We start from the raw sequence: 15703 nt of genomic DNA, 5'->3' as shown, positions 1-15703 counted from the left end.
GTGGGAGAGTAGGTCGCCGCCTTTTTAAGGTCTGATTCAGTGTATGAGTCAGACCTTTTTTTATGCCTTACAATGAAATGTAGAAGTATAGTTTATAGCTTTATGAAGAGCGTACTACTATCGAGTGGAGCGTAGAGACACCATCTTTTTAAGGTCTGATTCAGTGTATGAGTCAGACCTTTTTTTATGCCTTAAAACTAAAATCAAAGACGATCTCCCGTCTTAAAAAACACATATAGACCCGAAGGAAATGTAACAAAAGGATGTTTTCGCGAAAGCGGGAGATGGATATATGGAAAAGTTATTTATGGACGCTTTTTATATAACAATATCAAAAAACTTTTATAAAGTAATTTTGTATATGCTTTATAGCTTTATGAAGAGCGTACTACTATCGAGTGGAGTGTAGAGACACCATCTTTTGATGTCTTTAAATTAGTGGTGATCTCCCGTCTTAAAAAACACATATTAGATAGACGCGAAGGAAATGCAACAAAAGGATGTTTTCGCGAAAGCGGGAAATAGAATAAATCTAGTATGAAAATAGATGATTTCTTTATCTTAATTTGTAATAATGTTTGTTCTTCAAAAGCATTAGTAATTATTTCTAAAACATCTAAATAAAATATAATCACCGTATATAATAGTATAACTACTTAGAAACAGGTATCTGTGTCTAACAATTACGTTGCTATTATGAAAAAATACATTTCTATTTTATGTTTTGCTATTTTATGTATAACCTGTAATTCAGATGAAGATTTAGATCAATTGGAGGATTTGAATCTTGAAATCTTTCAAGAAAATTATAAAGGTATATTTACCACTTTAGACGGTCAAGAAAGAGGTGCCCTTGATATTAAATTCTCTGAAAATGAAAATTTTGTTACCGCAGATCTTATATTAAGTACAGGGGAAGTAATTACTGTTTTTACAGATCAAATCACTGATTTGGGAAATAGAAAAGAAATCACATTTATGTCTACGGATCTCTCTTTTACAATGACTACAAATCAAGAGGGAGAAACAATTCATATAGATGCTGTTAATTTTAGAGGATTAGAAAGTTCTATTGTAACATCAAGAAATACAGAATTAGCTCCATTAACTACAGTTACAGGAACTTTTACGTGTGATATGTGTCCACCTCCTTTAGATAATACATCTATAGAATCGTTTAATTTTTTGTTTACAAATGCTTCAGGTAACGATACAAATATAACTACACAGACGACATTAAATGGAATCGTATATGTTGGTGTTGCTACACAGTCTAATTGTAATATTGATGGTGACCAAACTACTTGTAGTATAAATAGTGGTACTACTGCAGGTGTTACTGGTATTGCATTTACTGCAGGTGATGGACCAGTAACTTGGTCTGGTACTCATACTTTTGATAATGGGCCATCAGGAGCAGATGATTGTTCTACAATAGCAGGTGAATGGCAATGGGATTCCCCGATTTTAGGGACAATCGAAGGTGCTTTTGCTAGTGATGTTATGAATAATTGTACGCCTGGATCTGCGCAAAAACGGATATTAGTTTTTCATGAGACTAATGGATTTAGGCACGGAGGAGCTATTACTAATGGGATTAGTATGTTTGAAAATTTTGGTAATGAAAATAACGATTGGATTACTGATAATTCTCAAGATTCTAGTGTTTTTAATAGTTCTAATTTAGAACAATATGATGCTGTTGTATTTTTAAATACTTCAGGAACTGATGAGACTGATGATGATTTATTAACGGATTCAGAAAAAGAAGCTTTTGAGGATTTTATAGAAAGTGGGAAAGGATTTATTGGTATTCATGCGGCTACAGATACGTATCGTAATGGAATTTGGGATTTTTATAATGAATTGGTAGGTGGTATTGTACAAACATCTCCTAATCATACAGATAATAACTATAATGCAGATATTGAAGTAATGACAAGTCATCCGATTGTTGATTTTTTAGGTCCAGTGGGTTCTGTATGGAACAAAGATGAAGAGTATTATTACTGGGAACTTAATGGAGGACAATTAAGTGATGATAATATGGTGTTATTAGAAGTAGAACAAACAGGAAATAATAGTTATGATATGGCAAGACCCATCACTTGGTATAAAGAATCTATGAGTTATGATCACGATAATAATGAGAGTACACCTAATATTATGATTACTGACATACGCTCTTTTTATACTGCTTTAGGTCACAATGGTGGTGATTATTCTAATAATACTAATTTTAGAACGATGCTTAAAAATGCAACACTTTGGGCTATCAACACTACGTCAACAATAAATTAATACACTTATCTCAAATACAAAATTTATTTATTGTTTTATAAATAACTTTTGTATTTGAGTATATTCTGTTGTAAGAATCACAGTATATATTCCATTTGATAGATTTTTGATATCTACAATTTCCTCTGAAGACATATTAGGAATATTTATAGATGTTATCATACGTCCAGTAGTATCATAAATCTGTATAGTTTTTAATGTATTTCTTTGATCTACTTCAATATGTAAATTATTTTCAGCAGGATTAGGATATATATTTACACTATCTATCTCTAAATCATTGTTAATGTTCAATGTTGAATTATCAATACTTACATCTCCTAACACAGACCAACCTCCCTGTAAAGCATTATTCGTATTCCAAGTTCCTTCAATAGTTGTTATTTCATTAGCAAATCGTATGTAAGTATTTCGAGGATCTATTTGCCAAGGATTTGTTTTATTACTATCCGCATTTGGTTGGATAAGGCGTATTGCTAGCTGGTAATCGTCTTCTGGAATAGTATTTATAGGAATAGATGTAGCAATTGTATATGATGTATTATCTGGTGCTATCGTAGTGAGATCAAATACCGTTTCAAAAGTTTCTATAAGCTGATTATTCTGGTCTAATAATGCAAATTGTACATCCCAATCATAATATATAGGTGCTACTCCAATATTTGAAATAGCTATATCTATCGTTAAGTTTTCTGACTGTGGTAAAGTTTCTGCAAATAAAGCCGTTTGTATTTGGAAATTATACCCCATTTTTCGGTGCATATCCATAAATCCTGCGCAATTAGGGCCATTTGGATTATTAAGACAAGGTCTATCATCATCTCCAGCTTTCATGGTAGAATAATGCCCTTTATCAATCATATCTATCCCAGCGGAAGTTCCATATAAGATATTATAATCAGATTCATTAAGACCTGGAGGTATTTCTCCTCCAATAGGGCCTTCTAGCCACTTTTCTCCTGAAAATATTGCGTTGTCAAAATCATTACTATGATTAAAAGGACCAAAGAAGTCATTGTGAAATCCAATATTATTTGCAGAGGCTAAAGGTTCTAGCCATGGGTAACGTCCCATTAGTTTTGATGTTGGAAAATGAGTGTTATACGCATTTAATATTTGAATCATTGTGTTTTGTTCTATCTCAAAATTTGGATCGTCAAAACTATAGGTATGCCATTCTCCCCAATATCCTAAAACACCTAATTGGATGGTGTATATTCTCGGATCATCATCATAATGACTCGCTAAGGCTTGTATAGCTTCTATAGCTTGGGCTATATAATTAGGATGATTGTAGTTTGTAATGTACTTCCCATTTGTAGCTTGTAACCTTTCTACACCATAATCTGTATAAAGCCATGAAGGACCAGCGTCTGAAGTTTGCTCATTACCAAACCAATCTGTATAAAGTCTTAAGATAATATGCCTACCTACAGAACCAGGTCTTTCTATGACATTCTCTACGGCATCATAGTCAAAATTACCATCTGTAGGTTCAAAGTCTTTCCATTTTAAATATTGAAAACCTACAGAGGCAAGCTCATAATCATCCCACCATCCAGAATTCCAGCCTTTCATTGGGTTTTTATCTGGTCCGTCTGTATTAGGATAGGTGTGATTAATAACATTTTGAGAAGCTATTTTAGTAGAAAATAAAATGATAATTAGTAAGACTAGTGTCGTATTTTTCATGGGAAAAAGAATTAGAGGCTATATCTTTTGTACGTTGAGAATACGTTCTTGGATGTCTACTTAAGATTCCTTAGTTGCTTTATTAAAAAGTGAATCTTCTATTTCCGCTTTCGCGAAAGCAAAAAAATAAAGAATAACTCTAAGACTTATATGAATCTATTATCTAACTAAAAAATCCTACCTATTATAGGCAGGATTTTGAGGTTACATGGCTTTTAATGTTTCTTTTTAGGGGCAGATTGTCTAATTACCTACTTACTTTATGTTTCATTACAATAAGCATGTACAGTATATAAACAAGATAAGATCAAAAATTCCTACCTTTTATAGTTTACATTTTATAAAAACAGGGTATTATTTTACAAATGATGCTCACTCAGGTAGTTTTTTTGCGAAAGCAAAACTAAGAATAGTATACTAACAGTTATATATTTATGAAGCTATGTAGTCTTTGTACTCGATATAAAAACGCTCAAGTTTATCCATGTATGTATTAAAAAAATCAAATACTTCTGGCCAAGTGTTTTTATTGTGAATACTAACGCCATCTAATTGAAGGTAACAGCGAGTAATGAATTTACCACTAGAAAGCATATAATGCTCATCAAAAATAAGATTAGGAGAGACTTCTTCTTTAAGAATATTTTTAAGACTTAGGAGTTTGTCAAAATAATAAGTTCGGTAAATTTCATCATTAGAAGTACTATCTATACCTACGATTGCTTTTTTTGTATCAAAATCAAATTTTAGACTTACATCTTTGATTCCTGTATTATATAAAAGCCATTTTCTAGGATATCGTTTATCAAAAAATATCCAAAACTGTTGTCGTATTTCTTTAGACTGTTCTTTACTAAACATGGAAATAAATGTAGGTATAAAAAATGAGGATCCATTAGTTATGAATCCTCATATTAGTATTTTAAACCAGTATAAAGTTAGTTATGTGATTTATTCTAATATCGCAGTTGTAGTTCCTGTTCTTCCATTCCAAGACCAAGTTCCTGATGTAATAGAATTACAATCATTATCTATATATGATTCAGGAATACTAGCAATAGGAATTGCTGATGTATAGTTAAAACTCCAAGTAGCTTCTATACCATTAATCATAGAGGTTTGTCCTCCTGCACTAATGGCATCTACAAATGTTGTAGGAAATCCAGGAAAAGGTGGTGGTATGGTAATGTCAAGGACTACAGGTTCTGTGGTTGGTATCATTACTCCTCCAGGAGCACAAGCTACAGCCGCATTTATGTCAAAATCGTCTGCTCCATTTATTATAAAAGGATCTGTAGATCCAGCATGGCTTATAGACATGGTTACAATTTCTTGTGATACTGCAGTACCAGCAACAGGAAATGGGACACCAGGGATTGTTGTAGAAAACGGAGTTACTGTGTTTGTAGCAGGATTGGTAATTAAATCCCAATTTCCAAAAAACGTAGCGTCAGTATCATCTACATAATTTCCTATAAAAACTAAAGGGTCAGCTCCTGCAGTACTTTTTACAACTGTAATATATGATTCTGTATCTGCGTCATTTATAAATACATTTGATGCTTGTGGGTTTCTGTAATCTTGAAAATTGATATTAAAACTTCCAGCTTTCCCTTGAAAGTGTATAATTTTATTACCCCTAGCTTGTGGGGTTCCATTAAATTTTAATACCTCTCCATTTATAAGTTCAATAAGTGCCGAGTATCTCGTATCCATACCCGCATTTATATATATTTTTCCATGTAGCTCTGAATTTTGATAATGACCAAATACGCCTACGTATTTTCCTTGTAGTGAATTATCAAATTCTGTTCCTGCAACAAATGTCACAAGATTTGCAATTTCTGGAATACTTTCGTCTACTGTTACTGTTTGATCATCTAGGTTGTCAGTACTACAACTCATAATGCATAGGATAGCAAAAGCAGCTATCATTAATTTTTTCCCCATTGTATTGATTTTATTTAGTGAGTCCTTAAAATTAGACGATAAATTATTCTTAACAAAATTTTAGCTCTTTTATTACTGGATATAATTGCAATAAAGATTTTACAGATAATATGCAATGATAAAACCTAGTAAGATAACAGCTAATTTTGAGGCGTTAAATTGATGATTTTTTGAACTTTCAAAGAGTATCGTAGTAGATACATGAAGAAGTACTCCTATGACAAAGGCATTAATAGGTGTTTTATAGGATTCTAAAATAAACTCCTGCTGGTTGATATAGCTACCTAAAGGTGTCATTAAAGCAAAAATGAGTACAAATAAAATAGATTTCCATAATTTTATTTTAGAAATAAATAAAAATGAAGATACTATAATAGCAATAGGTAGTTTGTGAACTACAATTCCATAAAGCATATGTTCATTTTCTGAAATTGGAAACCCTTCTATAAGGGCATGTATAGATAAACTAATAAATAATAACCAAGGAAAGCTATCAGTATCTTTTTGGTGGGTATGTCCATGTTCTGCACCTTTAGAACTAAATTCTAATAGAATTTGCATAAGCAAACCTGCTACTATAAAAATTCCAATTTCGTTATTTTGATTGACATACACCTCAGGTAGCGACTCAAAAATAATGGTAGATAATAAAAAGGCACCACTAAAGGATAGTAATAAATTAACTTTATTATTAATAGATGGTTTAAATGCAATAGCAATTAAAAATCCAATAAGAACGGCAAAGATGGGTAATAGTATTGCAGTCAAAGGTTATTTATTTTGTAAGGTTGAGTGGGTAAAATTAATGTATTTTTGCGGTATATGAGTGAACGAAACCAAAACTTTAGAATGGTAGCCAAAACATTTTTTGGCTTTGAAAAGATCTTGGCAAATGAATTACGTAACCTAGGAGCAGGAAATGTAGAGATAGGGGTGCGTAATGTTTCTTTTGATGGGGATAAAGGCTTTATGTATAAAGCCAATCTCTGTTGCCGTACAGCTATAAAAATTTTAAAACCTATCGCAGAGTTTAGAGTGATGAATGAAGATGATTTATATCGTCGTGTTCAAAGAATGAATTTGCGTTCTTTTTTAAGTGTTGATCGCACATTTGCAATCAATGCTACTGTGAGTGGAGATACTTTCACACATTCACAATATGCTGCTTTTAAAGTAAAAGATGCTATTGTAGATAAGTTTAGAAAAGAAGAAAAGGTACGTCCTAATGTAGATACAAAATATCCAGATGTACGTCTTAATGTACACATACAAAATAATTGGTGTACGATTTCTTTAGATAGTAGTGGTGCTTCTTTGCATCATAGAGGCTATAGAACGAAAACAAATATTGCACCTATTAATGAAGCTTTGGCAGCAGGGTTAATCTTGATGAGTGGATGGGAAGGACAAAGTGACTTGTTAGATCCTATGTGTGGAAGTGCTACCATGCTTATTGAAGCTGCGATGATAGCTGCTAATGTTCCTGCCAACCTAAATAGAAAAGAGTTTGCTTTTGAAAAATGGGATGATTGGGATCCAGATTTATATGATCTTATCGAAGCATCTGCACTTAAAAAGGTGAAAGATTTTAACTATAAAATCATTGGATATGATAAAGCACCTTCTGTTATAAGTAAAGCACGAGATAATATCAAGAATGCGCAATTAGAAGATTTTATAACAATTAAAGAACAAAACTTCTTTGATTCGAAAAAAGAAGGGAATGACTTTTTGCAATTGGTATTTAATCCTCCATACGGAGAGCGACTACCTATCGCCATGGAAGCTTTTTATGCAGAAATAGGCGATACACTTAAATCTAGTTATCCTGGATCACATGCATGGTTTATTACTTCTAATATGGAAGCATTAAAACATGTAGGATTACGACCTAGTCGAAAAATTAAGTTGTATAATGGTAGCTTAGAGAGTAGATTTGTAAAATACGAAATGTACGAAGGAAGTAGAAAAACAAAACACCAGGAATCATAAATAAAAAGTTATTTAATACCTATGAAAAAGATAAAAGTTAAAAAGCGTCAGTTTAAAATTAAATTACGAAAGAAAGTCTTAGGTGATCACGCCAAAGGAGTTATTTATGATACCGAAAATGGAATGATACTAGCGCCTATAGACGATTATACTATTGGACGTTATTTAGGTTTTAAAGGCGGATGGAATACTTCTGAAATCAAAGAACTTTTAACATATATCAATGCTGATGATACTGTATATGTATTAGGAACTCATATTGGTACGTTGTTAGTTCCCATAGCAAAACAATGTAAAACGATTGTTGGGTATGAAGCAAACCCCGACACGTTTGGATATGTGTATAAAAACGTTTTGATAAATGATTTAGAGAATGCAAAACTGTTTAATTATGCTGTAGGGGATGCTGAAAAGAAAATCTCGTTTTATAAAAATACACTTAACAGTGGAGGAAGTAAAATTAAACCTAAAACAGATAGTTATTTATATTCTCATGATAATCCGGATACGATAGAAGTAGATATGATTCGTTTGGATGCACATATCAAAGAAGAAAAACTCCCTCAACCAGATCATATTATTGTCGATATAGAGGGCGCAGAATATTTTGCTTTACAAGGTATGCAAGACATCTTAACTAATGTAAAGATGTTGTATATAGAATACGTGCCTCATCATCTTAAAAATGTATCTGGTGTGTCTAATAAGGAGTTTACAGATCTTATTCTTCCTCATTTCAATAAAGTACGATTTGTAGGACATAAAAAGGAAATAGATTTACGTACTTCTACAGAAGAATTTCATTCATTTCTTGATTCGTTATATACGGGAGAAAAGGCAGATGATTTATTATTTACAAAATAAGAAATGTAAATTGTTTTATACGCTTTAATGCTATGCTCTCCCTTTTGGTCGTGAACCTGCCTGCCGGTAGGCAGGTCTTGCTAGTTCGCTTTCGCGAAAGCGTACTCAGCAAAACCCTTTTATTAGCAAAATTCACTATTGAACATTCTGTGCGGTGACGCATTCAATAGTATTCCTTGAACTACGCTGTTTACTAAACTCGTTTTAGTATCTAGCGGAATCTTGGCCTTTTATTTTTTAAAGATCGGAATGAGGTATGATAGTGTATATCCATAACCTACGCCAAATTTACTAGCATCTGTAGTTTTTCCAAACCCAGGGATGTATACATTTTCAAACCCTTCAGGTTGTGTTTCTGTGACTCTGTTTTTGACTTGAAGATTTATACCTAAGTAAAAATTGCTAAATAATTCTGCTTGAATCCCTAATTGAAATTCTAACCAAACAGCATTTAATCCATCAAATTCTCTACTATCTATGCGAACATCTTCTCCAAAGAAAGTATTAGATGTAGAGATTGTATAGGTGTTTAATTCTTGATTAAATGTTGAAAAACCAGCACGAACCCCAGCATAAATGAGGTTATTCATCCCAAACCAATTGTTGTAGGCATTGTAGTTAAATCCTGCTTTTATATAAGATCCTTTTGAGGTTACATCAATATTTGAAAACTCATCGACAGTACGTTCTTCGTTACCTATCTCTGCGGCCACATAATATCGATTACTAACCCTAAAGTCACCTACAATCTCAAGGCCATTATATTGATCGTCTAAAAAGCTACGTATAGGTTTTGAAAGGTCCACTCCAATACGTAAGCCATAATACTGTACTTTCTGTTTTATAGTATCTTTAGCTACTATTTCTGTAGCTTTTTCGTTTTCTTGAGCATGAAGCTGTATACTCAGGAAAATAAGAGATATACTAATGAAAAATCTGAATATGTGCTGATGTCTCATCTTCTACAGAGGTGTTTATTACTTGAATGTCTTGTATCCAGAAATCGTCTGTTCCTGCGGTTCTATTTGGGTCTATGGCATCATAGGTAACTCTAAAACCACATGCTTTACTAATGTATTCTTCTGTACGAACATAACTTACAGTAAAACCATCTATGTTTTCGGAATTCTCATTACCAGCGTTTATGGCAAATAGAAAATTAGTCTGATCTGTATCTGTACGTAAAGGGATGGAAATCGTTGCCGTATTAAACGCTAATTGGTTTGCGCCTCCACTTTCTACAACAATAAGGTCAGTAGGGGTTTTAGGTTCGGTAGGATTTTCAATATCAAAAAAATCGATCACAAGTAAAGGGGTAACAGGTGTAGACTCAGCACATATATCATCTCTTTCACATGAAGTGAGTGTGATACATCCACAGAGTATATAGCCTATTATTAATAAACGCTTTGTCATTATTCTGCTATTAATTCTGTTAGAATTTCTGAAGTGATTGTGTTACTAGGACGATATTCAAATCCTGATTTTACAATGTCTCCTTTTTTATTAATAATCGTATAGGTAGGAAATCCTTGTAAATTTATTTCTTTAAATATAGGGTTACTTTCTTCTTGAGAAAGAAAATAATGTTTTCCTTTTACTTTAAACTCTGAAATAGAAGGTTTCCATAATTTTTCTTCAGATTGATGACATAAGTAAATAAACTCAACGTCTTTTTGAAACTTTTCTTTTAACTGGGGTGTACTGTTCTTAAACTCACTTTTACAAGGGCCACACCACGTTGCCCAGTTATCTATATAAATCACTTTCCCATTTGCATTGGCAATAATTTCTTTGAGATAGCCTTCAGGACTTTCACTTTGAAATGTTAATAGTTCCGTGCCTTCTGATAATACAGGGTTTTCTAATAGATTTTTTACTTTAGTATATTTAGCGTTTAGAGGTCCTGCAAAATCACTACCTGAAAATAAGTTTTCTATTTGTGTTAGATTGCGTTCATACCCTTCAATCGTATTGTTATTTAACTCTCCTTGTAACGATGTAAGTGTGATAAGTTGAGCCATTAATGTATTGTCTTTAGCTATCGTATTGATGGTATTATAAAATACAGAGTCTCTCTTTTTAGGATCTTTTAATTCTTCTTGAGAGAGCTTTGATTGTAATTCTGTTCTAAGTTGGTAGTAATAGTATTGTATATAATTTCTTGCAAGGGTGTTATTTGCTAGATCCTCTTTTGTAAAATTAGGAACTTTCATAGCATCATTGAAGTAATCTGGCGTTACATCAAGAAACTGCCTGGTAAACATATTATATAATGGAGGGTATTGCAATAAAGCAACATTTTTTGCATATTTTTCCTCGACGGCCAACCAGTTTTTAAACATACTACTCAATTCATTGTTGGCTGCAAAATCTTGGATTTTCTTATTTCGTTCTATGTATAGCGAGTCTACGTATTTTTTGTAGCTTTCTGGATCTCCTTTTTTTATTTCAAGTTCATTACGAGCATAATCAGGCTTAAAATCTTGATGAAAAGCTATAAGGTTTTTAGTTGTCTGAACTGCATCACCACTTATTTCAAGCGTATTAATAAAAGCTGTTTTATCTGTAAGACTACCATCCATTTTAAAATGGATACTATCTCCTGGTGATAGTATAATTTCTAAGCTATTATTATGATAGAAGTAGATCTGAACTGGTGCAATAGAAGAAATACTTGTTTTAAAATCTCCTGTTGTTGTATCTATAGTAGCTTTTAGTTCTTGATAATCACCAACCATATAATCGTGATATCCAAAAGATACTTTGTCTCCAAACTTGGCAACATCTAGGTTATGAATATTCCCAGAAATAGTAATGTCTTTTTTAGAAGTTTCAGAAGATGATGTATCACTCCCAGATGTTGATGTACAGGAAGTAATAAGCAGTAAAGCAATTAAAAATAAACTTGCGATTTTGGATGTCATGTTCTTTTGTTATTAAGTATGATTTCACCTTTTTTCTAGTAAAACAACATTTTCTACATGATGTGTCTGCGGAAACATATCTACAGGTTGTACTCTCGTTACTTTGTATATTTCATCTAGTAACGCAAGATCACGGGCTTGTGTTGCACTATTGCAACTTACGTAAACTACTTTTTGTGGCGCAATGTTTAAGATTTGTTTAACCACATCGGCATGCATTCCATCTCTTGGAGGGTCTGTAATAATAATATCAGGAACTCCATGTGTTGAGATGAATTGTTCATTAAAGACTTTTTTCATGTCTCCCACATAGAATTCTGCATTTGTAATATGATTGCGTTCTGCATTTTCTTTGGCTGCTTCAATTGCATCAGGTACAGCCTCTACACCAATTACTTTCTTAGCTTTCTTTGCTACAAATTGTGCAATAGTACCTGTTCCTGTATATAAATCGTATACAAGTTCATCCCCTGTAAGTCCAGCAAAATCTCTTGTGATTTTGTAAAGTTCGTAGGCTTGTGCCGAATTGGTTTGATAAAAAGACTTGGCATTTATTTTAAATTGTAAGCCTTCCATCTCTTCGAAAATATGATCTCTACCGTGATAACAAATTACTTCTTGATCATATATCGTATCATTTCCTTTTGAGTTAATCACATATAGAAGGGAGGTGATTTCTGGAAATTCATTTTTTACATAATCGAGTAGGAGGGTACGGTTTTCTATATCTTCTTTATAAAACTGCACCAGTACCATGAGTTCTCCTGTAGAAGATGTACGTATCATTAAAGTACGTAATAAGCCTTCTTGATTACGCGCATTATAAAACGGCATATTATGTTGAGAAGCAAATGCTTTTATACCATTACGTATGGCATTACTTGGGTCTTGTTGTAAGTGGCACTTTTCAATATCCAAGATCTTGTCCCACATGCCTGCAATATGAAACCCTAAAGCATTTCGGTCTTCTATAATTTCGTCGCTTTTGATTTGCTCTAGGGTAAGCCACTTGCTATCAGAAAAGCCAAATTCCATTTTATTGCGATAGAAGTATTGAGAAGCACTACCCGCAATAGGAGTGACTTCGGGGAGTTCTATTTTCCCTAAACGTGTCAGATTATTGACCACTTCTTGTTGTTTGTATTCTAGTTGGTATTTGTAGTCCATATGCTGCCACTTGCATCCTCCACATACCTCAAAATGTTGGCACTGTGGCTGGGTACGCTTTCGCGAAAACGTATGAATGTGTATTGCCGTTCCTTCATAGTAGGACTTACGTTTTTTTGTCGTCTGTACGTCTACGATATCGCCAGGTACAGCATTATTAATAAAAACGACTTTCCCATCGGGTGCATGCGCAATGGATTTCCCTTTTGCTCCAGCATCGGTTACTTCAAGTTCAGTAAAAACTTTGCGGTTTTGTTTTCTTCTAGACATCACGCAAAAATAGCCTGTTTTTATGAAACAGGCTATATAAATTATTGTTATGAAAGGTGTGGTTTTGTTTTCTTACGCTTTCGCGAAAGCGTATATTTTAATATTCTTACCTTAATTGGAAAATAACTTCTCTAAAAATGAACCTATTTGAAAATGTGGCGTCTATTATATAGAAAGTACTATGAAGCCACCTAAAAAAATAGAAGATGCTTGGTTTGTCGCCCAATATTGTGCCGGTCATACAAAAGCAATGGCAGTATTGGTAAAGCGATGGCATAAAAAATTCTGTATGCAAGCTTACAGGTATTCTAATGATGCAGATGTCGCAAAAGATATAGCGCAAGATGCTTGGATAACTATACTGAAACATATACATACCCTAGAAGATCCTTCTAAGTTTGGCGTTTGGGGAGTATCTATTGTGACCAAAAAATCAATTGATTGGTATCGGAAAAGAAAAAGAATTCAAGAGAAGAAACAAGAAATTGTACAAGAAGAAAACCAACGTGTCACAGATGAAAAAGACCATTTAGAAAAACAACTAGTAAAAGAAAAATTAAAAAAAGCAATCACATCACTTCCAGATGAACAACAAAAAGTAATAAGGTTATTTTATATAGAATCGTACAGATTGCATGAAATAAGTGAGATTCTTCAGCCATCAAAAGGCACTGTAAAATCAAGATTGTATTACGCAAGAGAAAAAATAAAAACAATACTTAAAGACTAGAAATTATGAGAAAAGAGTTTGAAGAAATAGACTTGTTAATAAAAGAAGCATTAACAGAAGAAGAAACAACCTTTTATGATAGTCTTGATGAGCAGAATGTTTTTCAGATGCTTGGTGGTGTGTTTGAGGGAAAGAATAAATGGATTATCATTATGATGAACATTGTTAGCTTTATCGCAATAGGTTTTTTTGTGTATTGCATTATTCGGTTTTTTAATACAGATATCACCAATGAACTTATTAAATGGTCTATAGGAGGTATATTTTGTATGCTTATTGTATCTATGTTGAAGTTATTTATATGGATGCAAATGGATAAGAATAGTATTATAAGAGAATTGAAGCGTCTAGAATTGCAAGTTTCGACACTATCTTCAAAATTGCAAGAATGATTTTTTTCAAAAGGTAATTTTATTAAATTGCAACTTCTAAGGATGATTTCTCTCCTACGCTGAATTTTCGAGCTTTCGAAAGGATAAAGGTACAGCAGGAATTGCGTTTTTTTAATTTTAAATTTTTTAGATTATGGCAACAGTTCATCAACTATCGTCACAAGAGGCAATTGCATTAGAAGACAAATATGGAGCACACAACTACCATCCACTTCCAGTCGTATTAAGTAGAGGAGAAGGAGTGTATGTTTGGGATGCAGAAGGAAAAAGGTATTATGACTTTTTATCTGCATATTCTGCAGTAAATCAAGGGCACTGTCACCCGCGTATTGTAAATGCAATGACAGAACAAGCAAAAACATTAACCCTTACTTCACGTGCATTTTATAATGACACCTTAGGTCCTTATGAAAAATATGTGACGGAGTATTTTGGATTTGATAAAGTGCTTCCAATGAATACAGGTGCAGAAGCTGTAGAAACAGCTATTAAACTTGCTAGAAAATGGGCGTACGAGAAAAAAGGAGTCGCAGAACATGAAGCGCAAATTATTGTTTGCTCTAATAACTTTCATGGGCGTACAACTACGATTATTTCGTTCTCTAATGATGAAGATGCACGTAGAAACTTTGGACCGTATACACCAGGATTTATCAAAATTGCATACAATGATATTAGCGCATTGGAAGAGGCATTATCGTCTAGTAAAAATATAGCAGGTTTTCTAGTAGAACCTATTCAAGGCGAAGCAGGTGTTTATACACCAGAAGATGATTATATGCGTAAAGCACAAGCACTATGTAATGAGCATAATGTGTTATTTATAGCAGATGAGATTCAAACAGGAATTGCGCGTACAGGAGCATTACTTGCTGTTTGCGGAAATTGTACGTGTGCAGGACATTGTGAAAAACAAGAGACGTATGCTACTCCAGATATTTTAATACTAGGAAAAGCACTTTCAGGAGGTGCATATCCTGTATCTGCAGTACTTGCAAATAATCCTATTATGGAAGTCATAAAACCAGGACAACACGGAAGTACTTTTGGAGGAAACCCTATCGCTGGTGCTGTTGCTACCGAAGCATTAGAAGTTGTAAAAGATGAACACCTTGCTCAAAATGCAAGAACACTAGGGAATCTTTTTAGAGAAAAAATGAATGCATATATAGAAACAAGTACGATTGTAAACCTTGTAAGAGGAAGAGGGCTATTAAATGCTATTCTTATCAATGATACTGAAGATAGCTCTACCGCATGGGATATTTGTATGGCATTGCGTGATAATGGCTTATTAGCAAAGCCTACACATGGAAATATTATTCGTTTTGCGCCACCATTGGTCATGAATGAAGAGCAATTATTAGATTGTGTGTCTATTATTACAAAAACATTGAAAGCGTTCGAGAAGTAGTCGT

15 protein-coding genes are annotated in these 15703 nt (G+C 33.2%); 6 read left to right on the top strand and 9 right to left on the bottom strand.

The genetic code is table 11. The features are described 5' to 3' along the window. Nucleotides 1-374 precede the first annotated feature (374 nt). Entirely contained in the window at nucleotides 375-635 is a 261-nt protein-coding gene (locus tag Q1A60_RS11855; protein WP_299765849.1) for a hypothetical protein, read from the bottom strand. Between the two features lie 61 nt (nucleotides 636-696). Here Q1A60_RS11855 and Q1A60_RS11850 point away from each other — a divergent pair, with 61 nt between their 5' ends. Beyond that, nucleotides 697-2301 carry a ThuA domain-containing protein gene (locus Q1A60_RS11850; protein ID WP_299765847.1) on the top strand — a complete coding sequence of 535 codons (1605 nt, stop codon included), beginning with the start codon at nucleotides 697-699 and terminating at the stop codon, nucleotides 2299-2301. A gap of 27 nt (nucleotides 2302-2328) precedes the next feature. Here Q1A60_RS11850 and Q1A60_RS11845 read toward each other — a convergent pair whose 3' ends face one another. The 4 genes from Q1A60_RS11845 to Q1A60_RS11830 form a co-directional block, all read right to left on the bottom strand. Further along, a complete protein-coding gene (locus Q1A60_RS11845; RefSeq protein WP_299765845.1) occupies nucleotides 2329-3993 on the bottom strand; it encodes a DUF4832 domain-containing protein in 1665 nt (554 codons plus the stop codon). A gap of 432 nt (nucleotides 3994-4425) precedes the next feature. After that, entirely contained in the window at nucleotides 4426-4854 is a 429-nt protein-coding gene (locus Q1A60_RS11840) for a DUF4268 domain-containing protein (RefSeq protein ID WP_299765843.1), read from the bottom strand. A 90-nt stretch (nucleotides 4855-4944) separates the two neighbouring features. Then, the gene (locus Q1A60_RS11835; RefSeq protein WP_299765841.1) at nucleotides 4945-5943 is read right to left on the bottom strand and encodes a hypothetical protein; all 999 of its coding nucleotides are present in this window, start codon (nucleotides 5941-5943) and stop codon (nucleotides 4945-4947) included. Nucleotides 5944-6042: 99 nt separating this feature from the next. Further along, entirely contained in the window at nucleotides 6043-6711 is a 669-nt protein-coding gene (locus Q1A60_RS11830; protein ID WP_299765839.1) for a ZIP family metal transporter, read from the bottom strand. 54 nt (nucleotides 6712-6765) lie between these two features. On the opposite strand from Q1A60_RS11830, the gene Q1A60_RS11825 reads away from it, so the two are divergent. Together Q1A60_RS11825 and Q1A60_RS11820 are read left to right on the top strand one after the other, a co-directional pair. Continuing rightward, the gene (locus Q1A60_RS11825) at nucleotides 6766-7935 is read left to right on the top strand and encodes a THUMP domain-containing protein (RefSeq protein WP_299765837.1); all 1170 of its coding nucleotides are present in this window, start codon (nucleotides 6766-6768) and stop codon (nucleotides 7933-7935) included. Between the two features lie 21 nt (nucleotides 7936-7956). Then, nucleotides 7957-8799 (top strand): FkbM family methyltransferase, encoded by an 843-nt coding sequence (locus Q1A60_RS11820; protein WP_299765835.1) that lies wholly within the window; start codon nucleotides 7957-7959, stop codon nucleotides 8797-8799. Between the two features lie 230 nt (nucleotides 8800-9029). Here the strand turns inward: Q1A60_RS11820 and Q1A60_RS11815 are convergent, their stop codons facing one another. The 4 genes from Q1A60_RS11815 to rlmD are packed head-to-tail and all read right to left on the bottom strand — an operon-like array spanning nucleotide 9030 to nucleotide 13163. Next, entirely contained in the window at nucleotides 9030-9758 is a 729-nt protein-coding gene (locus tag Q1A60_RS11815; RefSeq protein WP_299765833.1) for a DUF6048 family protein, read from the bottom strand. After that, on the bottom strand, nucleotides 9724-10215 hold the full coding sequence (locus tag Q1A60_RS11810) for a DUF6452 family protein (RefSeq protein ID WP_299765831.1): 492 nt from the start codon (nucleotides 10213-10215) through the stop codon (nucleotides 9724-9726). Before Q1A60_RS11810 ends, Q1A60_RS11815 begins: the two co-directional genes overlap by 35 nt. Beyond that, entirely contained in the window at nucleotides 10215-11726 is a 1512-nt protein-coding gene (locus Q1A60_RS11805; protein ID WP_299765829.1) for a redoxin family protein, read from the bottom strand. The genes Q1A60_RS11810 and Q1A60_RS11805 overlap by 1 nt, the downstream gene beginning before the upstream one ends. 24 nt (nucleotides 11727-11750) lie before the next feature. Continuing rightward, nucleotides 11751-13163, bottom strand: a complete 1413-nt coding sequence (rlmD, locus tag Q1A60_RS11800) for a 23S rRNA (uracil(1939)-C(5))-methyltransferase RlmD (protein WP_299765827.1) — start codon at nucleotides 13161-13163, stop codon at nucleotides 11751-11753. Between the two features lie 181 nt (nucleotides 13164-13344). Between rlmD and Q1A60_RS11795 the strand changes: the two genes are divergently transcribed. The 3 genes from Q1A60_RS11795 (at nucleotide 13345) to rocD (ending at nucleotide 15699) form a co-directional block, all read left to right on the top strand. After that, the gene (locus Q1A60_RS11795) at nucleotides 13345-13893 is read left to right on the top strand and encodes an RNA polymerase sigma factor (protein ID WP_299765825.1); all 549 of its coding nucleotides are present in this window, start codon (nucleotides 13345-13347) and stop codon (nucleotides 13891-13893) included. A 5-nt stretch (nucleotides 13894-13898) separates the two neighbouring features. After that, nucleotides 13899-14285, top strand: coding sequence for a DUF6768 family protein (locus Q1A60_RS11790; RefSeq protein WP_299765823.1), 387 nt, complete (start codon nucleotides 13899-13901; stop codon nucleotides 14283-14285). A 133-nt stretch (nucleotides 14286-14418) separates the two neighbouring features. Further along, nucleotides 14419-15699: an ornithine--oxo-acid transaminase gene (gene rocD / locus Q1A60_RS11785; protein WP_299765821.1), complete on the top strand. Its 1281-nt coding sequence runs from the start codon at nucleotides 14419-14421 to the stop codon at nucleotides 15697-15699. The last annotated feature ends 4 nt before the right edge of the window (nucleotides 15700-15703 follow it).

It is taken from the genome of uncultured Dokdonia sp., from assembly GCF_947492535.1.
Taxonomy (GTDB): Bacteria; Bacteroidota; Bacteroidia; order Flavobacteriales; family Flavobacteriaceae; genus Dokdonia.
The sequence above is the reverse complement of the archived record's forward strand: the minus strand, read 5'-3'. Positions and strand labels throughout refer to the sequence as shown.

What these genes read in the sequence shown, in the direction of transcription:
- Q1A60_RS11850 (WP_299765847.1), top strand. Translation starts at nt 697, where the DNA reads ATGAAAAAATACATTTCTATTTTATGTTTTGCTATTTTATGTATAACC.
- Q1A60_RS11845 (WP_299765845.1), bottom strand. Translation starts at nt 3,993, where the DNA reads ATGAAAAATACGACACTAGTCTTACTAATTATCATTTTATTTTCTACT.
- Q1A60_RS11840 (WP_299765843.1), bottom strand. Translation starts at nt 4,854, where the DNA reads ATGTTTAGTAAAGAACAGTCTAAAGAAATACGACAACAGTTTTGGATA.
- Q1A60_RS11835 (WP_299765841.1), bottom strand. Translation starts at nt 5,943, where the DNA reads ATGGGGAAAAAATTAATGATAGCTGCTTTTGCTATCCTATGCATTATG.
- Q1A60_RS11825 (WP_299765837.1), top strand. Translation starts at nt 6,766, where the DNA reads ATGAGTGAACGAAACCAAAACTTTAGAATGGTAGCCAAAACATTTTTT.
- Q1A60_RS11820 (WP_299765835.1), top strand. Translation starts at nt 7,957, where the DNA reads ATGAAAAAGATAAAAGTTAAAAAGCGTCAGTTTAAAATTAAATTACGA.
- Q1A60_RS11815 (WP_299765833.1), bottom strand. Translation starts at nt 9,758, where the DNA reads ATGAGACATCAGCACATATTCAGATTTTTCATTAGTATATCTCTTATT.
- Q1A60_RS11810 (WP_299765831.1), bottom strand. Translation starts at nt 10,215, where the DNA reads ATGACAAAGCGTTTATTAATAATAGGCTATATACTCTGTGGATGTATC.
- Q1A60_RS11805 (WP_299765829.1), bottom strand. Translation starts at nt 11,726, where the DNA reads ATGACATCCAAAATCGCAAGTTTATTTTTAATTGCTTTACTGCTTATT.
- rlmD (WP_299765827.1), bottom strand. Translation starts at nt 13,163, where the DNA reads ATGTCTAGAAGAAAACAAAACCGCAAAGTTTTTACTGAACTTGAAGTA.
- Q1A60_RS11795 (WP_299765825.1), top strand. Translation starts at nt 13,345, where the DNA reads ATGAAGCCACCTAAAAAAATAGAAGATGCTTGGTTTGTCGCCCAATAT.
- Q1A60_RS11790 (WP_299765823.1), top strand. Translation starts at nt 13,899, where the DNA reads ATGAGAAAAGAGTTTGAAGAAATAGACTTGTTAATAAAAGAAGCATTA.
- rocD (WP_299765821.1), top strand. Translation starts at nt 14,419, where the DNA reads ATGGCAACAGTTCATCAACTATCGTCACAAGAGGCAATTGCATTAGAA.